The sequence below is a fragment of the Pseudomonas sp. MF4836 genome, from assembly GCF_002018875.1.
In the GTDB taxonomy this organism is placed as follows: Bacteria; Pseudomonadota; Gammaproteobacteria; order Pseudomonadales; family Pseudomonadaceae; genus Aquipseudomonas.
This window is the reverse complement of sequence record NZ_MVOL01000013.1, coordinates 186,735-207,229: the sequence shown is the minus strand read 5'-3', so window position 1 is coordinate 207,229 and position 20,495 is coordinate 186,735. Positions and strand designations below refer to the sequence as shown.

Here is a 20,495-nt window from a genome sequence, read left to right as displayed (position 1 = left end):
GGCGCCAAATCAATGGCGCATCGCCAGCTTGAAATGGCCCGGCAACAGGCCTCATAAGAAAACCAAAACACCACCGTGTAGTCTTTTCGGGATACAACCATGGTTGCTATTGCCCCCACCCCCAAGATCAAGAACCTCGACAAGCTGCTGATGCACTGTCAGCGCCGTCGCTATCAGGCCAAGAGCAATATCATTTGCGCGGGCGATGCGTCGGACACGCTGTTCTTCATCATCAAGGGCTCGGTCACCATCCTCATCGAAGACGATGACGGGCGGGAAATGATCATCGCCTACCTCAACTCCGGGGATTTTTTCGGTGAACTGGGGCTGTTCGAGCAGGCCGGACACGAGCAACAACGCAGCGCATGGGTCCGAGCCAAGGTCGAGTGCGAGGTGGCGGAAATCAGCTACGCCAAGTTCCGTGAGCTGTCCCAGGTCGACCCGGACATTCTGTACGTGCTCAGCGGGCAAATCGCCCAGCGCTTGCGCAACACCACCCGCAAGGTCGGCGACCTGGCCTTCTTCGATGTCACGGGGCGGGTTGCCCGCTGCCTGCTGGAGTTGTGCAAGCAGCCGGACGCCATGACTCACCCCGATGGCATGCAGATCAAGGTCACCCGGCAAGAGATCGGGCGCATAGTCGGCTGTTCACGGGAGATGGTCGGTCGGGTGCTCAAGGACCTCGAAGAGCGCAACCTGGTGAGCGTCAAAGGCAAGACCATGGTGGTGTTCGGCACCCGTTAAGCGGCGAATACCTGCGCCAGCATCTGCCGATACAGGGTCTCCAGGCGCTCCATGGCCTGAGGAGCGGCAAAGGCTTCATGCAGCGCGATATGACTCTGGGCGCGGCAGCGCTGCTCCAGGCCACAGGCCTGATTGAAGCAATTGACCGCGGCGACCATCGACTCACGCTCGTTATCCAGCAGCAGCGCACCATGCACCAACCCCACCGGGCGCTGCCCGCCCCGGCTCTGGCGCCAGCGTTGCGCCGTGCCCACCAGCTTGCGGCCATCCAGATTGACGTTGAAACGTCCATCGCAGAAGGCGCCGTCCACCTCCCCCAGCGAAGGCGTACCGCCCAGCTCGCTCAGCAGGTCGCAGATCGGCTGGCACAGCCGGCGGTAGGCGGTTTCGATCCGACTCTGATCCCCTTCGCTGCGCGGCGGCGCATAGACCAGGGCGATATTCACCGTCGCGGCCGATTGCGGCACCGGTTCGCCGCCGGTCTCACGCAGCAGCACCGGCCAGCCGGTGGCCGCCACCGCCGTGCAAGCCTGTTCGAAATCCGCCAGTCGACTCAGACGACGGGGCATGACCAGGGCTTTATCGCTCGGCCGCCAGAACAGCAGGCCAAAATCTTCATCGCCGGCACAGATGCGCGCCAGCAGGTCCTGTTCGGCTTGCAGGCCGGCTTCGACAGTCAAGGCAACGGGCTGAGTCATGGCAGTAGAGCTTCCTTGGCGATGGCTATAAAAAAGCCGGCATCGCCGGCTTCTTCATGGGGTCAGGTTCAATCCAGCGTGGAGCCGGTCACCGGCAGGCCACGCTCCGGGAAGAACAGACGCTGCAACTCCGCGCCCGGGCTTTCGGCGCGCATGAACGCTTCGCCAACCAGGAACGAATAGACGTCACTGATTTCCATCAGCTCCACATCGGCACGGTTGAGAATGCCGCTCTCGGTGATCACCAGGCGATCGCGGGGAATACGCGGCAGCAGGTCGAGGGTGGTTTCCAGGCTGACGTCAAAGGTGTGCAGGTTGCGGTTGTTGACGCCGACCAAGGGCGTGTCGAGGGTCTTCAGCGCGCGCTCCAGTTCGTCACCGTCGTGCACTTCGACCAGTACATCCAGGCCCACGCTTTTGGCGACGGCGGCCAGTTCGGCCATTTTCCCGTCGTCCAGGGCCGCCACGATCAGCAACACGCAATCGGCGCCCAGGGCCCGGGCCTCAATGATCTGATACGGATCGATCATGAAGTCCTTGCGGATTACCGGCAGCTTGCAGGCCGCACGGGCCTGCTGCAGGTAGGCATCGGCGCCCTGGAAGTAGTCGATATCGGTCAGCACCGACAAACAGGTCGCCCCGCCCTTCTCGTAGCTCTTGGCGATATCCGCCGGCACGAAGTTTTCGCGGATCACGCCCTTGCTCGGCGAGGCTTTCTTGATCTCGGCAATCACCGCTGGCTGCTTGAGCTTGGCCTGCGCCAGCAGAGCCTTGGCGAAACCACGGGGTGCATCAGCAGCCCGAGCCAGGCCTTCGAGTTCAGCCAGGCTGACCCGCGCGCTACGCTCGGCAACTTCCTGCACCTTGCGGGCAAGAATCGCTTCCAGAACCGTCGGCACACTCATCCCTCATTCTCCTGCTTGAATACCGCGGTAAAGGCACCCAGTTCCTCGAGCTTCTCCCGGGCCAGGCCGGTGTGCAACGCATCGTGGGCCAGGGCAACGCCCTCTTTGAGGCTGCTGGCATGGTCGGCGGCATACAGCGCGGCGCCGGCATTGAGCACGATCATCTCCGCTGCTTTCTGCCCATGTTCGGTCTTGCGCCGGCCGAGCGCGTCGCGGATCAACTCAAGCGACGCCGCAGGGCTTTCGACCACCAGGCCGAACAGGCTCTGGCTCTTCATGCCCAAGTCTTCGGGCTGGACCCAATACTCGGTGATGGCATCGTTTTTCAACTCCGCGACAAAGGTCGGCGCGGCCAGGCTGAACTCATCCAGGCCATCCTGGGAATGCACCACCAGCACATGCTTGCTGCCCAGACGCTGCAAGACTTCGGCCAACGGACGGCACAAGGCCTGGCTGAACACCCCGACCACCTGGTGCTTGACCCCGGCCGGATTCGTAAGCGGGCCGAGCATATTGAACAGGGTACGCAGCCCCAGGTCGCGGCGCGGCCCGGCGGCGTGCTTCATCGCACCGTGGTGCGACTGGGCGAACATGAAGCCGATGCCGACGTTATCGATGCAGCGCGCCACCTGGACCGGGGTCAGGTTCAGGTAGATCCCGGCCGCTTCCAGCAGGTCGGCACTGCCGCTCTTGCCGGAAACTGCACGATTACCGTGCTTGGCCACGGTGCAACCGGCGGCGGCGACCACAAACGAAGACGCAGTGGAGACGTTGAAGATATTCGCCCCATCGCCGCCAGTGCCGACCACGTCGACCACGCCGTCGAGGGTTTTCAGTTCGACCTTGTCTGCCAGCTCACGCATGACCGAGACCGCGCCGACAATTTCGTCGATGCTCTCGCTTTTCATGCGCATGGCCATCATGAAGGCGCCAATCTGCGCATCGGTGCATTGACCGGTCATGATTTCGCGCATGACATCGCGCATTTCGTCCGTGCTCAGGTCCAGATGGCCGACGATACGGCTCAGGGCAGTCTTGATATCCATGGAAAGTCCTTAGCGCGTGCCGCCGCTCTGTTTAAGAAAATTGGCGAACAGCTCGTGGCCCTGCTCGGTGAGAATAGACTCGGGGTGAAATTGCACACCCTCGATATTCAGCGTCTTGTGGCGCAACCCCATGATCTCGTCGACGGAGCCGTCTTCCAGCTGCGTCCAGGCAGTCAGTTCCAGGCAGTCGGGCAAGGTTTCGCGCTTGACCACCAGCGAGTGGTAGCGGGTTACGGTCAGCGGATTGTTCAGGCCGCGGAAAACACCCTGATCCTTGTGGAACACCGGGCTGGTCTTGCCGTGCATCACTTGCCGGGCCCGTACCACGTCGCCACCAAAGGCCTGGCCGATGGACTGGTGACCCAGGCACACGCCGAGAATCGGCAGCTTGCCGGCGAAATACTTGATGGCCTCGATGGACACACCGGCCTCGGTCGGCGTGCACGGGCCGGGAGATACCACGATCCGCTCAGGCTTGAGCGCTTCAATCTGCGCCACGGTCAGCTCGTCGTTGCGCACCACTTTGACTTGCGCCCCCAACTCGCCGAGGTACTGCACGACGTTATAGGTGAAGGAGTCGTAATTATCGATCATCAGCAACATAGTAAAAGCTCCTCAGGCATCGGACGCGGGGGATTGTGCAGCGAGCGCAACGGCGCGAAACATCGCGCGGCGCTTGTTCAGCGTCTCTTCCCACTCCAATGCCGGCACCGAGTCGGCGACAATGCCGCCCCCGGCTTGAACATGCAGTTCGCCGTCCTTGATCACCGCCGTGCGAATCGCAATCGCGGTGTCCATGTTGCCGTTCCAGGCGAAATAACCCACTGCGCCACCATAGACGCCACGCTTGACCGGCTCCAGTTCGTCGATGATTTCCATCGCGCGAATCTTCGGCGCCCCGGACAGGGTGCCCGCCGGCAGAATCGCCCGCAGCGCATCCATGGCGGTCAGCCCGGCTTTCAACTGGCCGGTGACGTTGGAAACAATGTGCATCACGTTGGAATAGCGCTCGATCACCATCTTCTCGGTGAGCTTCACCGAACCGATCTCGGATACCCGACCGGTGTCGTTGCGGCCCAGGTCGATCAGCATCAGGTGCTCGGCGATTTCCTTGTCGTCAGACAGCAGGTCCTCTTCCAGCGCCAGGTCCGCCTCTTCAGTGGCGCCACGCGGGCGGGTGCCGGCAATCGGTCGCACGGTGATCAGGTTGTCTTCGACCCGCACCAGCACTTCCGGCGAACTGCCCACCACGTGGAAATCGCCGAAATTGAAGAAGTACATATAAGGCGTCGGGTTGAAGCAGCGCAGCGCGCGATACAGATCGATCGGCGCCGACGTGAAGTCGATGGACATGCGTTGCGACGGCACCACCTGCATGCAGTCACCGGCCAGGATGTATTCCTTGATGGTGTCGACCGCACGCTCGTAGTCGCCCTGGGTAAAACTGGAGCGGAACACCGGATCAGCCGCCTGTTGCTGGCTGAAGTCCAGGCCACGACGCGGCGTGATCGGCTGGCGCAATTGCGCCAGCAATTCCTGCAGACGCGCCTGGCCCTTCTCGTAGGCATCGTCCTGGGCCGGGTCGGCCAGCACGATCGCGTGCATCTTGCCTGCCAGGTTGTCGAACACCACCACGGCATCGGAGACCATCAGCAGAATGTCCGGCACCCCCAGCGGATCCGGGTTCGGGCACTTGCCCAGACGCCGCTCCACATAGCGCACACAGTCATAACCGAAATACCCCACCAGGCCGCCGTTGAAACGCGGCAGGCCGGCGATGGTCGGCACGTTGTAGCGCGCCTTGAATTCTTCGACAAAGGCCAGCGGGTCGGCCACTTCGAGGCTTTCGATCTCGACGCCGTCGTGGGTCACGCTGACCTGGTGGTCATGCACCCGCAACACCGTGCGGCACGGCAGGCCAATGATCGAGTAGCGCCCCCACTTCTCGCCGCCCTGCACCGACTCCAACAGATAGGAGTTGGGCTGGTCGGCCAGTTTCAGGTAGATCGACAGCGGCGTATCGAAGTCGGCCAGGGTTTCGCAGGCAAGCGGAATGCGGTTGTAGCCGGCAGCGGCCAAACGCAAGAATTCTTCACGGATCATGAGGTGCCTCGTGGCTTGAGGGTCTAACAGTCAGGTATGCAAACGTGCCGGCGAAGCCGGCCAGAAAAAGTCAGGCGCGCCAACGCCAGCGGGCCAGGGCCTTGATGACTTTCATCCAGAGTTTGCGAGTGACCACCACGATGGAGTTTCCAGGAGGGGATGGAACAGCGTCGGGCAACGTTATCTCAGCGGCAGGATCCAGGCAACCGGGAATTAGCTGGCGCAGGTCGTCGATCACCAGCGCTGGCGACTCTTCGGCAATCGGCCGGCCATGGTTGTAGCCGTAACTCAGGGCCACGCACTTCACCCCGGCGGCCTTGGCAGCCAGCACATCACTGCGCGAATCCCCGACAAACAGCGATTGCGACGCCGGGACGCTGGCCATTTTCATCACGAAAAACAGCGCCGCCGGGTCAGGCTTCTTCTGCGGCAGGGTATCGCCGCCGATGATCCAGCGGAAATACCGGCCGATCTTCATCTGATCCAGCAGCGGCGCGACAAAACGCTCCGGCTTGTTAGTGATGAGCGCCATCTCCACGCCCTGCTTGTGCAGCCACTTGAGGGTTTCCCGTGCGCCGGGATAGACCACGGTCAGCGCATGCCCATCCTCATAGGCCACATTGAACAGCTCCAGAGCGTGTTCGGCTTCGACGTCATCGACGCCTTCGGGATCCAGGCTGTTGGCCAGGGCCCGGCGCACCAGCATCTGCACGCCGTTGCCGACCCACTCGCGCACCGACTCGATGCCGGCGGGCGGGCGCCCCAGTTTGAGCAGCATGTCGTCCACGGCCGCCGCCAGGTCTGGCACCGAATCGACCAGAGTGCCATCGAGGTCGAACATCACCAGCCGTGGCAGGCGCCCGGGGAACAACTGCTCAAATCCGCTCATGGACGAGCCAACGCCAGTTCGGAGCGCATCTTGTCGATCACTTCCTGATAGTTCGGCGTGTTGAAGATCGCCGAGCCGGCCACAAAGGTGTCAGCACCAGCGGCGGCGATTTCACGGATGTTATTGACGTTGACCCCGCCGTCGATCTCCAGGCGGATGTCGCGTCCGGACGCATCGATCAAGGCCCGCGCTTCGCGCAGCTTGTCGAGGGTCCCGGGGATGAACTTCTGCCCACCGAAGCCCGGGTTGACGCTCATCAGCAGGACCATGTCGACCTTGTCCATCACGTACTTGAGCGCATCCAGCGAGGTGGCCGGGTTGAACACCAGGCCCGCCTTGCAACCGCCTTCGCGGATCATTTGCAGGGAGCGGTCGATGTGCAGCGTGGCTTCCGGGTGGAAGGTGATGTAGGTCGCACCGGCCTCGATGAAGTCGCCGATGATGCGATCCACCGGGCTGACCATCAGGTGCGCATCGATCGGCGCGGTAACGCCGTACTTGCGCAGGGCGGCGCACACCATCGGACCGATCGTCAGGTTCGGCACGTAGTGGTTGTCCATGACATCGAAATGCACGAAGTCGGCGCCGGCGGCGAGAACGTTGTCCACTTCCTCACCCAGGCGGGCGAAATCGGCGGAGAGAATCGACGGAGCAATTACGAAGGGCTGCATGACGCACCTTTTTTGAGCAGAATCACGGTGGCGCGCATTGTATACCTCATGCTTTGGGGCGCACACCGTGGCTGCGATGATCAGTAGGCTGCGCGATAGATCTTCTCGATATCGGCAGGGCTCAGTTGGCGAGGATTATTGCGCATCAGACGCTCGATGCCCGCCGCTTCCTGGGCCATGGCCGGGATCGCCTCTTGCGGCACGCCGAAGCTGCGCAACCCCAGGGGAATCTCCACCGCTGCGCACAATTGGGTCATCGCCGCCACCGCGCTCTCGGCAGCCTCCAGGGCGCTGAGGTGGGCGGTCTTCACCCCCATGGCTTCGGCGATATCCTGCATACGCTCGACACAGGCCATTTTGTTCCAGGTCATGACATAGGGCAGTAGCAAGGCGTTGCTCACGCCGTGGGGGATATTGAAGCGCCCGCCCAGTGGATAAGCCAACGCATGCACCGCACCGACCCCGGCATTGCCGAACGCCATGCCGGCCATCAGGCTGGCAGTGGCCATGTCTTCGCGGGCCTGCTGGTTGGCGGGGTTGGCGTAGGCCTTGGGCAGCGCCCTGGCGATCAGTTTGATAGCCCCCATGGCCAGGGCGTCGGTGATCGGCGACGCATTCAGCGACAGATAGGACTCGACCGCATGCACCAGCGCATCCACCCCGCTGGCGGCGGTCACGCTGCGCGGGCAGGTCAGGGTCATCTGCGGGCTGACCAGCGCCACGTCCGGCAGCAGGTAGTCACTGACGATGCCCTTCTTCAATTGCGCCGCCTTGTCGGAAAGAATCGCCACATTGGTCACTTCGGAACCGGTGCCGGCCGTGGTTGGGATCGCAATCAGCGGTGGCCCCTTGCGCGGTACCTGGTCCACGCCAAACAGGTCCGCCAGGGCGCCGTGATAACCGGCGTACGCCGCGACGCTTTTGGCGATATCAATCGCACTGCCACCGCCCAGGCCGATCAGGCCGTCGTGCCCACCCTCGCGGTAGACCCGCATGCAGTCTTCGACGATGGTGATTTCCGGGTCCGGTTGCACCCGATCGAAGATTTCGTAGCTGCGCTCACCCAATTGCGCCAGCGCCAGCTGCACCGTGCCGGACTTGACCAGTGCGACATCGGTGACGATCAGCGGGTTATCCACATCCAGGCGGGTCAGTTCAGCGGACAACTGCTCGATGGCGCCAGCGCCGGTGAGCAGTTTGTGAGCGATTTTGAACGAGGAAAGACTCATGGGCGCAGCCTCTTATAACGATGGGAGCTGGCACAAAGAGTAGCTGGGGATCGGAGTTTGTCAGTTCGGCTCGCCCTGCTGCCGACCTATGCCGGTAACGGGGCGAACCGCACCATCACCTAGACCGGTTCGCGGGCCGCCTGGCGTTGCACCGTGGCTGCAGTGGCTGCAGGCTCGGCGGGCGCTGGCGGCGCGTCGGGGCTGTTCAGGTCCTTGCTGAAGGTCTTGTCGTTTTCGCCCTTGAAGAAGTTCTTGCCGTAGATCAGCAGGCACAGCACCACGCCAATCGCAAACCCCCAGCTGGCGCCCTTGATCGCCAGGACCGCGCCGATCACTCCGGCAATGCCCAGGTCACGCTGGCTGCGCGCTTCGAGAATCCCCAGGCGCACGCTGACATAGCCCTGGATCAGCAAGGTCAAGGCCAGGGCTACGCCAAGAATCGGCTGCACCAGGGTCACCACCGGCAGCAACAGCAAGCCGGTATTGGTGCCCCAGCGAAACGAACCCATGCCGCCATAGATCGACTTCATGGCCTTGGGCCCGCCCTTGAAGCGTTCGATGACCACTACCAGCATTGCCGCCCACTTCGGGCCGCACATGGCGATGTCCGGGCCAAAAATACTCATGAAGGCGTTACGCCCACCGAAGATCAGGTGCGAGCGGTCCGGGTCATAGTCGATCTTCTCGTCCTTGCGGATCTGTTCGGCCTCGTCCAGCAACACCTTGGCACTGAGCACGTCGCCGAACACGATGATGTACACCGCCAGCATGGTCGGCAACGCGGTAATGAACATCGACAGCGGCGGCATGCCCAGGCCGAACACCGTGTAGTTGCTCCACAGGCCCACGAAGTCCGGCTTGCTGAAGCCCCATTGGATAGTCGGCCACGGCGCCTCGCCAAACAGCGGCGCAATCACCACCGCCAACAGAATGATCGGCAGGATGCCGAGCTTGGCGAAGTTCCACCAGAAGCGGTTGCGCAGCTTGAGCTGGGCAAAGTGCTGGGAAAAGATCAGGTAGAAGGCAATGCCGATGGCGATGGAAATGGTCCAGGGCAGGCTGTCGAACTTGCCGCCCACCTGGAACACCGCCGTGACCGCACTGATGCCGGCGCCGACGATGATCCCCGACTTGATCGCCGAGGGCACGAACCCCACCACCTTGCGCGCCATGCCGGTAGCCCCCAGGGCAATGGAAAACACCCCGAGCATCAACTGGAAGGCAATCAAGGCATGGACACGCTCCGGGCCCATGGGGAACTGCGAGCAGTAGGCCATCAACAACGGCACCGCCGGCGTGATCCAGCCCGGCACCACGGGGTCGCCCAGCAGGTGGTGGGCCAGGTACAGCAAGCCATTGAGCATCACCACGGCCAGGGCGATTTCGAACGGCATGCCGAGAAATTCGGTCATCAACGGAATGGCCGCCAGGTCGACGGCGCACATCAACAGGCCCTGCAGGTAATCCGGCAGTTCGAACTTGTAGTGGATAAAGGGCAAACGCACCTTGAACGGGCCAAGGGGTATGTACGGCGACTCGTGCCGCGTATCGGAAGGGGTTGGCATCAACTGCACCTGTCTTATTGGTATTGGTTGCGGTGTAAAACCGCCCGCAGCGGCACGGACCGCCACGGGCGTGGGTCGATCAGTACGCGGCGCGGTAGATCTGCTCGATATCGGCGGCGCTGAGCTTGCGCGGGTTGTTGCGCATCAGGCGCTCAATGCCGGCGGCTTCCTGGGCCATGGCCGGGATCGCCTCTTCGGGCACGCCGAAGCTGCGCATGCCGGTGGGGATATCGACGGCGGCGCACAACTCGGCCATCGCCTCCACTGCCAGGCTGGCCGCCTGCTGCTCGCTCAGGCCCGCCAGGGGCACGCCCATGGCGTCGGCAATATCGCGAAAGCGCTCGACGCAGGCCATTTTGTTCCAGGCCATGACATAGGGCAGCAGCAAGGCATTGCTCACGCCGTGGGCGATATTGAAACGCCCGCCCAGCGGGTAGGCCAGGGCATGCACCGCGCCGACCCCGGCATTGCCGAAGGCCATGCCGGCCATCAGGCTGGCGGTGGCCATGTCTTCCCGGGCGTGCAGGTTGGCCGGGTTGGCGTAGGCCTTGGGCAGCGCCTTGACGATCAGGCGAATCGCCCCCAGGGCCAGGGAGTCGGTGATCGGCGAGGCATTCACCGACAGGTAGGACTCGATGGCATGCACCAGGGCATCCACCCCGCTGGCGGCGGTTACGCTGCGCGGGCAGCTCAAGGTCATCTGCGGGCTGACCAGGGCCACGTCCGGCAACAGATAGTCGCTGACGATGCCTTTCTTCAGTTGCGCCGCCTTGTCGGAGAGGATCGCCACATTGGTGACCTCGGAACCGGTGCCGGCCGTGGTTGGAATGGCAATCAGCGGCGGCCCCTTGCGCGGCACCTGGTCGACGCCAAACAGCGCCTCCAGCGGGCCGTCATGACCGACAAAGGCCGCCACCGCCTTGGCGATATCGATGGCGCTGCCGCCGCCCACGCCGATCAGGCCATCGTGGGCTCCAGCCCGATAGGCCCGGGCACAGTCTTCGACGATGGCAATCTCGGGCTCGGGTTTGACCTCATCGAAAATCCCATATTGGCGCCCGCCCAACTGGGCCAGGGCCAGGTCGACGGTGCCGGACTTGACCAGGATCGCGTCGGTGACGATCAACGGATGGTTGATCTTGAGGCGCGTGAGTTCGCCGGCCAGCTGCTCGATGGCGCCTTGGCCGGTAATCAGTTTGTTGGCAATTTTGAACGCGGAAATACTCATCAGCTCGGCCTTGATTAATTGTTGTGGCAAGAGCCGCGCAGGGGCGGCTCTCCGAAGGGCTCGAACGCTATAGAGCGAAAGCTGTGCCAAGATGTCGCAGGCCATGTAGATCAAGGCCTGCCGTGGTGCGAGGGGCAAATGACCGGGCACTTGCGATTGGTTTTCTAATCAACCGGGCGGCCCTTGATCAGCAATCTAATCAGAGCGCTCCCAGCGCTTCATCTTCTGCACCACCGTGGCCTGGCTCACCCCCAGCGCCTTGGCCGCCAGGCGGGTGGTCTTGTGCAACTGCAAGGCTGAACGTATGGCCTGGCGCTCGGCGTTCTCCAGCACCTTGCGCAGCGGCAGGCGGCTGTCATCGGTGTTGCGCGCCTGCACATCGATGATTTCCTCGGGCAGGTCCAGGGCTTCGATCACGGGGTTGCTGCAGGTCACCACCAGACGCTCGACCACGTTGATCAGCTCGCGGATATTGCCCGGCCAGGCGTATTCCCCCAGCAGGTCCAGGGCTTCCAGGCTCCATTGCGCCTGGCGCTGATAACGCTGGTTGAAGTGCTGCAGGTAGTACTCGAGCAAGGGCCCGACCTCCTCGCTGCGCTCGCGCAATGCCGGAATCATGATCGGCACCACATTCAGCCGGTAGTACAGGTCGGCGCGGAACTTGCCCTCGGCCACCCGTTGCTTGAGGTCGTGGTGGGTGGCGCTGATGATGCGCACATCGACTTCCTTGAGCTCCAGGCCGCCCACCGGGATAAAGCGGTTTTCCTCGATCACCTTGAGCAGCTTGACCTGCACCGCCAGCGGCAGGTCGCCGATTTCATCGAGAAACAGCGTGCCGTTGTGCGCCAACTCCAGCAGCCCGCGCTTGCCCTTGCTGCCGGCACCGGTAAAGGCCCCCGGGGCGTAGCCGAACAGCTCGGCCTCGATCAGGTTTTCCGGCAGGGCCCCGCAATTGAGGGCGAGGAAGGGTTCGCGGGCGCGCCCGCTGGCGTTGTGGATGTACTGCGCCACCAAGGTCTTGCCGACACCGGTCTCGCCCTGGAGCAAAACCTTCACATCGCAGTCGGCCACCTGCCGCGCCAGGGCGAACACCCGCCCGGAGACTTCCTGGTCGGCCATCAGGGGTGATTGCAGCAGGTTGTCGCGCTGGCCGGCGTGTAACCGAGCGGTGCTGTTGCGCAATTGCTTGAGCTGCTGCAACTCGTCGCGCTCGCGCTTCATGCGCAGCAGTTCGGTCATGTCCCGCACGGTGCTGACCACGTAGCGGATGCTCTGGTCGGCCGCCAGGATCGGCGTAGCACTGACCAACAGTTTTTTGCCCTGGCTCAGGCTCTGCATCACCGACGTCGGCTTGCCGTCCTGCAGCACGCGTAACGAGGCGGACTGGGAAATCAGCCCGGACTTGACCAGTTCCTGCATCTGCCGCCCGAGCAAATCGGCGCCGCTCAAGCCGGTCAGCCGTTCGTAGGCCTGGTTGACCTTGAGGGTCTTGCCCTGGCCGTCGGTGATGTAGACACCGTCATGCAGGGCATTGAGCAGCTCTTCGAAACTGGCATCGTTGAAGTTCACCCGGGACTCCGCGGTCGGCTTGTGGGACGCGAAGTTTACGGCTGATCGGCAGACAGGTGTTGCGCGGCGGCCCCGACCTTGGTCCAAGGCCGCCGAGAGGATTCAGACTTGTGCGGTACGCAGCTTCTCACTGCGCCCGCGCAGCCATTCCAGGGTCAGCAACAGCACCACCGAGAAGGCGATCAGCAGTGTTGCCGCTGCGGCGATGGTCGGGCTGAGGTTTTCGCGGATACCGCTGAACATCTGCCGTGGCAGGGTTGCCTGTTCCGGGCCGGCGAGAAACAGGGTCACCACCACTTCATCGAACGAGGTGGCAAAAGCGAACAGGGCTCCGCTGATCACCCCCGGCGCGATCAGTGGCAAGGTCACCCGGCGAAACGCCGTCAGCGGCGACGCGCCCAGGCTGGCCGCCGCCCGCACCAGGTTGTGGTTGAACCCCTGCAAGGTGGCCGAGACGGTGATGATCACAAAGGGCACCCCCAGCACCGCATGCACCACGATCAGCGAGAAGAAGCTATTGCCCATGCCCAGCGGCGCGAAGAACAGGTAGCTGGCAACACCGATGATTACCACCGGCACCACCATCGGCGAGATCACCAGCGCCATCACCAGTGCCTTGCCCGGGAAGTCGCCGCGGGTCAGGCCGATGGCCGCCAGGGTGCCGAAAATCATCGCCAGCACCGTGGCCGCCGGGGCGACGATGATGCTGTTCTTCAGGGCGCGCATCCATTCGGCGGAGGCGAAGAAGTCCTGGTACCAGTGCAGCGAGAAGCCCTGCAACGGGTACACCAGAAAACTCCCCGAGTTGAACGACAGCGGGATGATCACCAGCACCGGCAGAATCAGGAACAGCAGGATCAGCCCGCAGAGAATGCGCAAGCTGTAGAACCAGACCCGCTCGACGGGCGACATGTAAGGGCTCAGCATTTCGATTCTCTCCTTAGCTCAGGCGCAGGCGACTGGCGCCTACCAGCCAGCTGTAAATCAGATAGAGCACGATGGTCGCCAACAGCAGCAGCCCACCCAGTGCGGTCGCCATGCCCCAGTTGATGCTGGTGTTGGTGTAGAAGGCGACGAAGTAGCTGACCATCTGATCGTTCGGGCTGCCCAGCAGCGCCGGGGTGATGTAGTAGCCGATGGCCAGAATGAAGACCAACAGGCAACCGGCGCCGACACCGGCATAGGTCTGCGGGAAATACACCCGCCAGAAGCTGGCGAACGGATGGCAGCCCAGGGAGATCGCCGCCCGCATGTAGGTCGGCGAGATGCCTTTCATCACGCTGTAGATCGGCAGAATCATGAACGGCAGCAGGATGTGCACCATGGAGATGTAGACCCCGGTGCGATTGAACACCAGCTCCAGCGGTTTATCGATCACGCCCATGGCCAGCAGGGCGCCATTGATCAGCCCGCCCGATTGCAGCAGCACGATCCAGGCCGCCACCCGGACCAGGATCGAGGTCCAGAACGGCAGCAGCACCAGGATCATCAACAGGTTGCTCTTGCGCGCCGGCAGGTTGGCCAGCAGGTACGCCAGGGGATAAGCCAGCACCAGGCAGATGGCGGTGATCACCAGGCCCATCCAGAAGGTGCGGGCGAAAATATCGAGGTAGATCGACTGGTCCGGGGTGGCCGGAGCCACTTCGCCGAGGTCGTCGATCCGATGGTCGACGGCCGCCAGCAGGTAATACGGCGTCAGGCTACTGGTGTTGCGGCGGATCGCCTGCCAGTAGGCCGGGTCGCCCCAACGCTCGTCCAGGGCTTCCATGGCTTCCTTGTAAGAAGCCGGCTGCTCCTTGAACGGCAAGGCGCGGGCGGTTTTGGTCAGCAGGCTGCGATAGCCGGCCAACTCCATGTTCAGGCGCTTGGACAGATCGCCCAGGGTTTGATTCTTGCGGGCCTCGGCCAGGTCTTCGCTCAAGGCTTGGTACACCGGCTCGGCCGGCAGGCCGCGACCATCCCAACTGGTCACCGCGGCCACGGTACGCGGCATGCCACCGACCACCTCCGGGTTACCGACGCTTTTGTACAGCAGCGCCACAATCGGCACCAGGAACACCAGCAACAGAAACAGCACCAGGGGCGCGATCAGGGCCTGCGCCTTCCAGCGGTTGACCCGCTCGGCACGTGCCAGGCGCTGCTTCAAGGTGGGGCTGGTGACCTCGTTCAGGGGAACGGTGATGGCCATGACAAACTCCGCAAAACTTTAAACGATGGCGGCGTCACCCAGGGGTGACGCCGCGTTTGCACGGCGCCTTACTTGGCCGCCCAGGCGTTGAAGCGCTGTTCCAGTTGCTCGCCGTTGTCAGCCCAGAAGCTGACGTCGATCTGCACCTGGTTGGCGATGTTTTCCGGGGTGGTCGGCATGTCTTTCAGCACGTCCTTGGGCAACAACGGCACGGCTTGGGTGTTGGCCGGGCCGTAGGCGATGTTTTCCGAGTAGGTCTTCTGCTGCTGCGGCATGACCGAGAACGCGATGAATTTCTTCGCCGCTTCTGCACGGGCCTTGTCCAGGCCACGTGGAATGGCCCAGGCGTCGAAGTCGTAGATGCCGCCGTTCCACACCACCTTGAGGTTGCTTTCTTTCTGTACCGCGGCGATCCGACCGTTGTAGGCCGAGCTCATGACCACGTCACCCGAGGCCAGGTACTGCGGTGGCTGGGCACCGGCTTCCCACCATTGGATGCTCGGCTTGAGTTCGTCGAGCTTCTTGAAGGCACGGTCCTGGCCATCTTTGCCGGCCAGCACTTTGTACACGTCCTTGGGCGCCACGCCGTCGGCCATCAAGGCGAATTCCAGGGTGTACTTGGCGCCTTTACGCAGGCCACGCTTGCCCGGGAACTGCTTGGTGTCCCAGAAATCCGCCCAGCTGGTGGGCGCGGTCTTCAGCTTGTCGGCGTTGTAGGCCAGCACGGTGGACCAGACGAAGAAACCCACGCCGCACGGCTGAATCGCGCCCTTGACGTAGTCTTCAGACTTGCCGAACAGCGCCGGGTCCAGTTGCTCGAACATGTCCTCGTCGCACCCACGGGACAGTTCAGGCGACTCAACCTCGACCAGGTCCCAGGACACGCTTTTGGTGTCGACCATGGCTTTGACCTTGGCCATCTCGCCGTTGTATTCGCCCGCCACGATCTTGCCGTGACCTGCCGCTTCCCACGGGGCATAGAAGGCTTTGACCTGGGCCGCCTTGTTCGCGCCGCCAAAGGACACCACCGTCAGGTCCGGGCCTGCCGCCATCGCGTTTGCCGCACCCATCAAGCCCAGGGTCAGGGCGGTGAATTTCAGGGATCTCAACATTTATTGTGTTCTCCACGTGCAGGGTTGGTGAAGCAAGGGGGCGATCAATGCGCCTCTAGAAGTGGGTCGAGCGCACGAACGTGCTCGACTTGCCAGCCAAGCGGAACCACATCGCCCACCGCCAGCGCAGGATCGAGCTCGGCAATCGGCTGTTTCACAAAGAAGTCGGTTTTGCCACAGACTTCCAGGCGAACCCGGACGTGGTCGCCCAGATAGATGAATTCCGCCACCCTTCCCGAGAAGCGGTTAACGCAACTTTCGCTGGAACCGTTGAGGCTCACGCGCTCCGGGCGGATGGACAGGGTGACCGGACCGCCGATCTGGCCGACGTTGACCGCCAGCGCCTCGACCTTCTCGCCACGGCCCAGCTCAACCACGCAGCGATCACCGGTGTGGCTGTGCAGGCGCCCATTGAGGCGGTTGTTTTCGCCGATGAAGTTGGCGACGAAGGTGTTCTTCGGCTCTTCATAAAGCGTGCGCGGCGGGGCGATCTGCTGGATCTCGCCTTGATGGAACACCGCCACCCGGTCGGACATGGTCAGGGCTTCGCCCTGGTCATGGGTCACGTAGACCACGGTCACGCCGAGGCGCTGGTGCAGGTGTTTGATCTCCATCTGCATGTGTTCACGCAGCTGTTTGTCCAGCGCCCCCAGGGGTTCGTCCATCAGCACCAGTTGCGGCTCGAACACCAATGCCCGGGCCAGGGCCACCCGCTGTTGCTGGCCACCGGAGAGTTGCGCCGGGTAACGCTGGGCGAAGGCATCGAGCTGGACCATGCTCAGCACGCGCTTGACCCGCTCACTGACGTCGGTCTTGCTGAGGCCGCGCACCGACAGCGGGAACGCCAGGTTCTCGGCCACGGTCATGTGCGGGAACAGCGCGTAGTTCTGGAACACCATGCCGATGTCGCGCTTGTGCGGCGGCACGTTGTTGATGGAGCGACCGGCCAGCTGGATCTCGCCGGCGGTCGGGGTCTCGAAACCGGCCAGCATCATCAGGCTGGTGGTCTTGCCGGAGCCGGAAGGCCCGAGCAAGGTGAGGAATTCGCCTTTGCGAATCTCCAGGTTGAGGTCTTTGACGATCAGGTTCTCGCCGTCGTAGCTCTTTTGCACTCCACGAAAGCTGACCAGAATATCACTCGCCCCAGCGCTTGAATCGACCTCGCTCATACCCGCACCTTTGTGTTCTTCATATATAGGACTGCTGTGGACTAAGCCTAGTGGAGGCCACACGCCCCGCAAATCGGGGGGTAGGAGAGATTTGCCTCAGGTGCTTGGAAGGTTCCTTGTAGGGATTGCCCTACAAGGATGGCGGGGATAGATAAGAGCAGCGGCTAGCGACACGCTGTAAGCGGCAAGAACAGGCAAAAGCCCTGGAGTGGGGATGTCGCAAATGGGTATGTCGCCCTTTTGGGCGGTGAGGGGCTGGTCAGAGCAGTTTGTGCTCCATGGCGTATTTCACCAGCTCGGCGAGAGAGGTGATGTTGAGTTTCTGCATCAGCCGCGCTTTGTGGGTGCTGATGGTCTTGCTGCTCAGGGCCAGTTGCTGGGCGATGTCATTGACGTTGGCGCCCTGGGCCAGGCGTTCGAATACCGAAAACTCGCGCTCCGAGAGCAGCGAATGCAAGGGTCGGGAATCGGTCAGGCCAACCTCGAACACCATGCGGTCGGCCAGGTCGGGGTCGATATAACGACCGCCCGCCGCGACTTTGCGAATGGCGGTCAGCAGTAGCGCGGGATCGCTGTCCTTGGTGGCATAGCCGGCGGCGCCGACTTTGAGGGCGCGGGCCGCCATTTGCGCTTCGTCATGCATCGACAACACCAGGATCGCCGGCGGATTGTGCAACGCGCGAATCCGCGGAATCGCCTCCAGGCCGTTGACCCCGGGCATGGAGATATCCAGCAGCACCACCTCGCAGGGAACGTGGCGCAGGGTTTCGAGCAATTGCTCGCCGTTGCTCGCCTCCCCCACCACCGTCAGGTCCTTGGCCAGGCCGATCAGTTGCTTGATGCCCTCTCGCACAATGGTGTGGTCTTCGGCTACCAGTACACGGATCACTCGTTTCTCCTCTTTATTAGGGCGATCGTTGCAGGCTTCACGGTCTATGGATCCAGCGGCACCCGAACGGTGAGGGACGTGCCCTCACCCTGCTCGCTGTGCAAGTCCAGGCTGCCGCCCATGATCAACACCCGTTCACGCATACCCACCAACCCGAAGGATGTGGGGCGGCCGGAGTCGACCACGAAACCCTGGCCGTCATCACTGATGCTCATGCACAACTCGTTGCCCTCAAGTACCAGGCTCAGTTCGACAGTATGCGCCTGGGCATGGCGCATGACATTGGTCAGGGCCTCTTGCAGGATCCGAAACAAACCAATGGCCTTGGCATCGCTGAGCAAGGGCAGGTTGTCCGGCACCTGCACCAGGCACGGGATCTGGGTGCGCGCCTCGAAACGCCGGGCCTGCCATTCGATAGCCGAGGCAATCCCGGCGTCGAGGATCGGCGGGCGCAAGGCCGTGGCCACATCGCGGACCAGTTGGAACAACTGGGCGATCAGGCGCTTCATGCTGTTGAGACGCTCCTGCAGGCCAGGATCGAGCTGGGCATAGGCCAGCTCGCACATCGAGGTTTCCAGCTTGAGCACCGTCAGCATCTGCCCCAGCTCGTCATGCACCTCACGGGCGATACGGGCCTTTTCCTCTTCGCGCACGCTTTCCAGGTGCGCCGACAGCTCCCGCAGTTGCTCGCGAGAGGCGGCCAGCTCCAATTCGATGCGCTTGCTTTCGCTGATGTCCCAGACGATGCCGTCCCAGACAAAGGCGCCATCGTCGAGACGGCGGGTCACGGCCTTGATCTCGGCCCAGCGCTGCTCGCCCTGGCGCGTAAGAATCCGCCCCTGCCAGGACCAGTCGCTGTCGGTGTCCAGGGCCAGGTCCTGGGTCCGGTGGTAGCTGGCCTTGTCATCCGGATGGACCAGGCTGCGCAATCCGGTATCGCGCTGGCTGAGCACCGCTGGGGCGTAACCCACCAGGCTCTCGCTGCCTTCGCTGATGTAGGCGAAATCGATCTGCCCGGTGACCGGCGCCCGCTCCAGGCGGAACACCAGCCCCGGCACATTGGCGGCGATGCCTTGCAGCCGCGCCTCGCTTTCCTGCAACGCGGCCAAGGCCCGACGGCGCTCGGTGACGTCGTTGAGGTACACCACCAGGTACTCGCTGTCGCGAAAGCGCAGGAAGCTCAGGGACACATCGGCCGGCAGGATGCTGCCATCGGCCCGCACGCAACGGGTTTCAAAACTTTGCGCGGCGCCCTCGCTGGCCCGAGCGCGCTTCCACAAGCCGAGCCAGCGGTCCATGTGCAGGGTGGGCTCGAAGTCGATCAGCGGGCGGTCGATGACCCCGCCTGCGGGGTAACCGAGCATGTCTTCGGCGGCCCGGTTGGCGTAGCGAACGTGGCTGTCCCAATTGACCCAGAGAATGCCCACGGTGCTCTGATCGATGGAAAACTGGGTCAGGCGCAGCGCCTCCTCGGCCGTTTCACGCAGGGCGATATCGGCCCGGGCCGCCAGCAGGCGTTGCTCCAGCCCACGCTGTTGGCGCCGCTGCCAGAACAGGATCCCCAGGCAGGCGAAAAACAGCACCGCGAACAACAGGCTGAGGTTCTGCCAGAACCCCGGGGACTCCGCCAGCCGTGGGTATTGCGGCTGCAGCCAGCGATTGTGCAACTGCTCGATGTCCCGGGCGGGAATCGCATGCAGCGCGCGCTCGATGATGCCGGCCAGCTCCGGCCAGTCACGGCGCGTGGCGACCCGCAGCAATTGCGGCAGGCCGATATCACCGACCACCGCCAGGCCGGCGAACTCCGGTTCGCTGGACAAGCGGCTGAGTTGGGCCTCATCGATCACCGCATAGCGCGCCTGCTGACTCAACAGCAGTTGCAAGGCCTGGCGCTCCAGCGGCACCCCTTGCAGATTCAGATTGGGATAAGTGGCCCGCAGGTAGTCAGCCACGGCACCGGGCATGCGTACGGCTACCCGAGATTGGGCGTCGAGTTTCTCCAGTTCTACCGCGCCGGCGCCCTGGCGTTCGCCGACCACCAATTGCGGGACCCGCATATAAGGGTCGCTGAATTGCCACAGGCGCAGGCCAGCGGGGGTTTGGGTCAGGCCTGGCGCGAGGTCCACCTCACCTTCGCGCAATGCTCTCTCCAACTGCGCCTGATCCGGAAAGTTACGCCAGCTCAGCTCGACCTGCAGCGCCCGGCCCACCCACTGCATCAACTCGACGTTGACCCCGGACAACCGCTGCAAGCGCCGGTCGTATTGGGCGAAGGGCGCCTGCAACACCACGCCAACCCGCAGCTCAGGGTGCTGGACCAGCCATTCGCGCTGTCCGGCACTCAGGTTGGCCGCAGGCACATGGGGCCCGGGAGCCGCCCAGCCCATCAAGGGAAAACTCAGCCAGCCGATAACCAACAGACAGCGAAAAAGCATCATCCGAACTCTCGCACACTGACAAATACTGACCAACCCATTAGGCTGCCGGAAT

At 63.0% G+C, this 20,495-nt stretch carries 18 protein-coding genes; 1 reads left to right on the top strand and 17 read right to left on the bottom strand.

Features of this window, described 5'->3' with window-relative positions; genetic code table 11:
• Positions 1–99 precede the first annotated feature (99 nt).
• Positions 100–744: a cAMP-activated global transcriptional regulator CRP gene (gene crp, locus MF4836_RS27045; protein WP_020295491.1), complete on the top strand. Its 645-nt coding sequence runs from the start codon at positions 100–102 to the stop codon at positions 742–744.
• Here the strand turns inward: crp and MF4836_RS27040 are convergent.
• The 17 genes from MF4836_RS27040 to MF4836_RS26960 all read right to left on the bottom strand — a co-directional run bounded on the left by MF4836_RS27040 (position 741) and on the right by MF4836_RS26960 (position 20,443).
• The gene (locus tag MF4836_RS27040) at positions 741–1,442 is read right to left on the bottom strand and encodes a lipoate--protein ligase family protein (RefSeq protein ID WP_078472894.1); all 702 of its coding nucleotides are present in this window, start codon (positions 1,440–1,442) and stop codon (positions 741–743) included. The genes crp and MF4836_RS27040 overlap by 4 nt on opposite strands.
• 68 nt (positions 1,443–1,510) lie before the next feature.
• Complete coding sequence (gene trpC / locus MF4836_RS27035) at positions 1,511–2,347, bottom strand: indole-3-glycerol phosphate synthase TrpC (RefSeq protein ID WP_078472893.1); 837 nt, start codon at positions 2,345–2,347, stop codon at positions 1,511–1,513.
• Positions 2,344–3,393 (bottom strand): anthranilate phosphoribosyltransferase, encoded by a 1,050-nt coding sequence (trpD, locus tag MF4836_RS27030; RefSeq protein WP_020295488.1) that lies wholly within the window; start codon positions 3,391–3,393, stop codon positions 2,344–2,346. The genes trpC and trpD overlap by 4 nt, the downstream gene beginning before the upstream one ends.
• Before the next feature lie 9 nt (positions 3,394–3,402).
• Entirely contained in the window at positions 3,403–3,996 is a 594-nt protein-coding gene (locus tag MF4836_RS27025; RefSeq protein WP_020295487.1) for an aminodeoxychorismate/anthranilate synthase component II, read from the bottom strand.
• A gap of 12 nt (positions 3,997–4,008) precedes the next feature.
• Complete coding sequence (gene trpE, locus MF4836_RS27020; protein ID WP_078472892.1) at positions 4,009–5,496, bottom strand: anthranilate synthase component I; 1,488 nt, start codon at positions 5,494–5,496, stop codon at positions 4,009–4,011.
• Positions 5,497–5,566: 70 nt separating this feature from the next.
• Positions 5,567–6,385 carry a phosphoglycolate phosphatase gene (locus MF4836_RS27015; protein WP_078472891.1) on the bottom strand — a complete coding sequence of 273 codons (819 nt, stop codon included), beginning with the start codon at positions 6,383–6,385 and terminating at the stop codon, positions 5,567–5,569.
• Positions 6,382–7,056: a ribulose-phosphate 3-epimerase gene (gene rpe / locus MF4836_RS27010; protein WP_078472890.1), complete on the bottom strand. Its 675-nt coding sequence runs from the start codon at positions 7,054–7,056 to the stop codon at positions 6,382–6,384. Before rpe ends, MF4836_RS27015 begins: the two co-directional genes overlap by 4 nt.
• Before the next feature lie 80 nt (positions 7,057–7,136).
• Complete coding sequence (locus MF4836_RS27005) at positions 7,137–8,285, bottom strand: iron-containing alcohol dehydrogenase (protein ID WP_078472889.1); 1,149 nt, start codon at positions 8,283–8,285, stop codon at positions 7,137–7,139.
• Between the two features lie 119 nt (positions 8,286–8,404).
• Positions 8,405–9,850, bottom strand: a complete 1,446-nt coding sequence (locus MF4836_RS27000) for a hypothetical protein (protein ID WP_078472888.1) — start codon at positions 9,848–9,850, stop codon at positions 8,405–8,407.
• Positions 9,851–9,929: 79 nt separating this feature from the next.
• Positions 9,930–11,078: an iron-containing alcohol dehydrogenase gene (locus MF4836_RS26995; RefSeq protein WP_078472887.1), complete on the bottom strand. Its 1,149-nt coding sequence runs from the start codon at positions 11,076–11,078 to the stop codon at positions 9,930–9,932.
• A 195-nt stretch (positions 11,079–11,273) separates the two neighbouring features.
• Complete coding sequence (locus tag MF4836_RS26990) at positions 11,274–12,647, bottom strand: sigma-54 interaction domain-containing protein (RefSeq protein ID WP_078472886.1); 1,374 nt, start codon at positions 12,645–12,647, stop codon at positions 11,274–11,276.
• Positions 12,648–12,749: 102 nt separating this feature from the next.
• Positions 12,750–13,574, bottom strand: a complete 825-nt coding sequence (locus tag MF4836_RS26985; protein WP_020295479.1) for an ABC transporter permease — start codon at positions 13,572–13,574, stop codon at positions 12,750–12,752.
• 13 nt (positions 13,575–13,587) lie between these two features.
• Positions 13,588–14,835 carry an ABC transporter permease gene (locus MF4836_RS26980; protein ID WP_078472885.1) on the bottom strand — a complete coding sequence of 416 codons (1,248 nt, stop codon included), beginning with the start codon at positions 14,833–14,835 and terminating at the stop codon, positions 13,588–13,590.
• A 68-nt stretch (positions 14,836–14,903) separates the two neighbouring features.
• Positions 14,904–15,947, bottom strand: coding sequence for an ABC transporter substrate-binding protein (locus MF4836_RS26975; protein WP_020295477.1), 1,044 nt, complete (start codon positions 15,945–15,947; stop codon positions 14,904–14,906).
• Positions 15,948–15,991: 44 nt separating this feature from the next.
• Complete coding sequence (locus MF4836_RS26970) at positions 15,992–17,116, bottom strand: ABC transporter ATP-binding protein (RefSeq protein WP_078472884.1); 1,125 nt, start codon at positions 17,114–17,116, stop codon at positions 15,992–15,994.
• Between the two features lie 259 nt (positions 17,117–17,375).
• Entirely contained in the window at positions 17,376–18,005 is a 630-nt protein-coding gene (locus tag MF4836_RS26965) for a response regulator (RefSeq protein ID WP_020295475.1), read from the bottom strand.
• 44 nt (positions 18,006–18,049) lie between these two features.
• Positions 18,050–20,443 carry a PAS domain-containing sensor histidine kinase gene (locus tag MF4836_RS26960; protein WP_078472883.1) on the bottom strand — a complete coding sequence of 798 codons (2,394 nt, stop codon included), beginning with the start codon at positions 20,441–20,443 and terminating at the stop codon, positions 18,050–18,052.
• Positions 20,444–20,495: the final 52 nt, after the last annotated feature.

Excerpts from the sequence above, each read along its gene's own strand:
- crp (WP_020295491.1), top strand. The coding sequence starts at position 100 with ATGGTTGCTATTGCCCCCACCCCCAAGATCAAGAACCTCGACAAGCTG.
- MF4836_RS27040 (WP_078472894.1), bottom strand. The coding sequence starts at position 1,442 with ATGACTCAGCCCGTTGCCTTGACTGTCGAAGCCGGCCTGCAAGCCGAA.
- trpC (WP_078472893.1), bottom strand. The coding sequence starts at position 2,347 with ATGAGTGTGCCGACGGTTCTGGAAGCGATTCTTGCCCGCAAGGTGCAG.
- trpD (WP_020295488.1), bottom strand. The coding sequence starts at position 3,393 with ATGGATATCAAGACTGCCCTGAGCCGTATCGTCGGCCATCTGGACCTG.
- MF4836_RS27025 (WP_020295487.1), bottom strand. The coding sequence starts at position 3,996 with ATGTTGCTGATGATCGATAATTACGACTCCTTCACCTATAACGTCGTG.
- trpE (WP_078472892.1), bottom strand. The coding sequence starts at position 5,496 with ATGATCCGTGAAGAATTCTTGCGTTTGGCCGCTGCCGGCTACAACCGC.
- MF4836_RS27015 (WP_078472891.1), bottom strand. The coding sequence starts at position 6,385 with ATGAGCGGATTTGAGCAGTTGTTCCCCGGGCGCCTGCCACGGCTGGTG.
- rpe (WP_078472890.1), bottom strand. The coding sequence starts at position 7,056 with ATGCAGCCCTTCGTAATTGCTCCGTCGATTCTCTCCGCCGATTTCGCC.
- MF4836_RS27005 (WP_078472889.1), bottom strand. The coding sequence starts at position 8,285 with ATGAGTCTTTCCTCGTTCAAAATCGCTCACAAACTGCTCACCGGCGCT.
- MF4836_RS27000 (WP_078472888.1), bottom strand. The coding sequence starts at position 9,850 with ATGCCAACCCCTTCCGATACGCGGCACGAGTCGCCGTACATACCCCTT.
- MF4836_RS26995 (WP_078472887.1), bottom strand. The coding sequence starts at position 11,078 with ATGAGTATTTCCGCGTTCAAAATTGCCAACAAACTGATTACCGGCCAA.
- MF4836_RS26985 (WP_020295479.1), bottom strand. The coding sequence starts at position 13,574 with ATGCTGAGCCCTTACATGTCGCCCGTCGAGCGGGTCTGGTTCTACAGC.
- MF4836_RS26980 (WP_078472885.1), bottom strand. The coding sequence starts at position 14,835 with ATGGCCATCACCGTTCCCCTGAACGAGGTCACCAGCCCCACCTTGAAG.
- MF4836_RS26975 (WP_020295477.1), bottom strand. The coding sequence starts at position 15,947 with ATGTTGAGATCCCTGAAATTCACCGCCCTGACCCTGGGCTTGATGGGT.
- MF4836_RS26970 (WP_078472884.1), bottom strand. The coding sequence starts at position 17,116 with ATGAGCGAGGTCGATTCAAGCGCTGGGGCGAGTGATATTCTGGTCAGC.
- MF4836_RS26960 (WP_078472883.1), bottom strand. The coding sequence starts at position 20,443 with ATGATGCTTTTTCGCTGTCTGTTGGTTATCGGCTGGCTGAGTTTTCCC.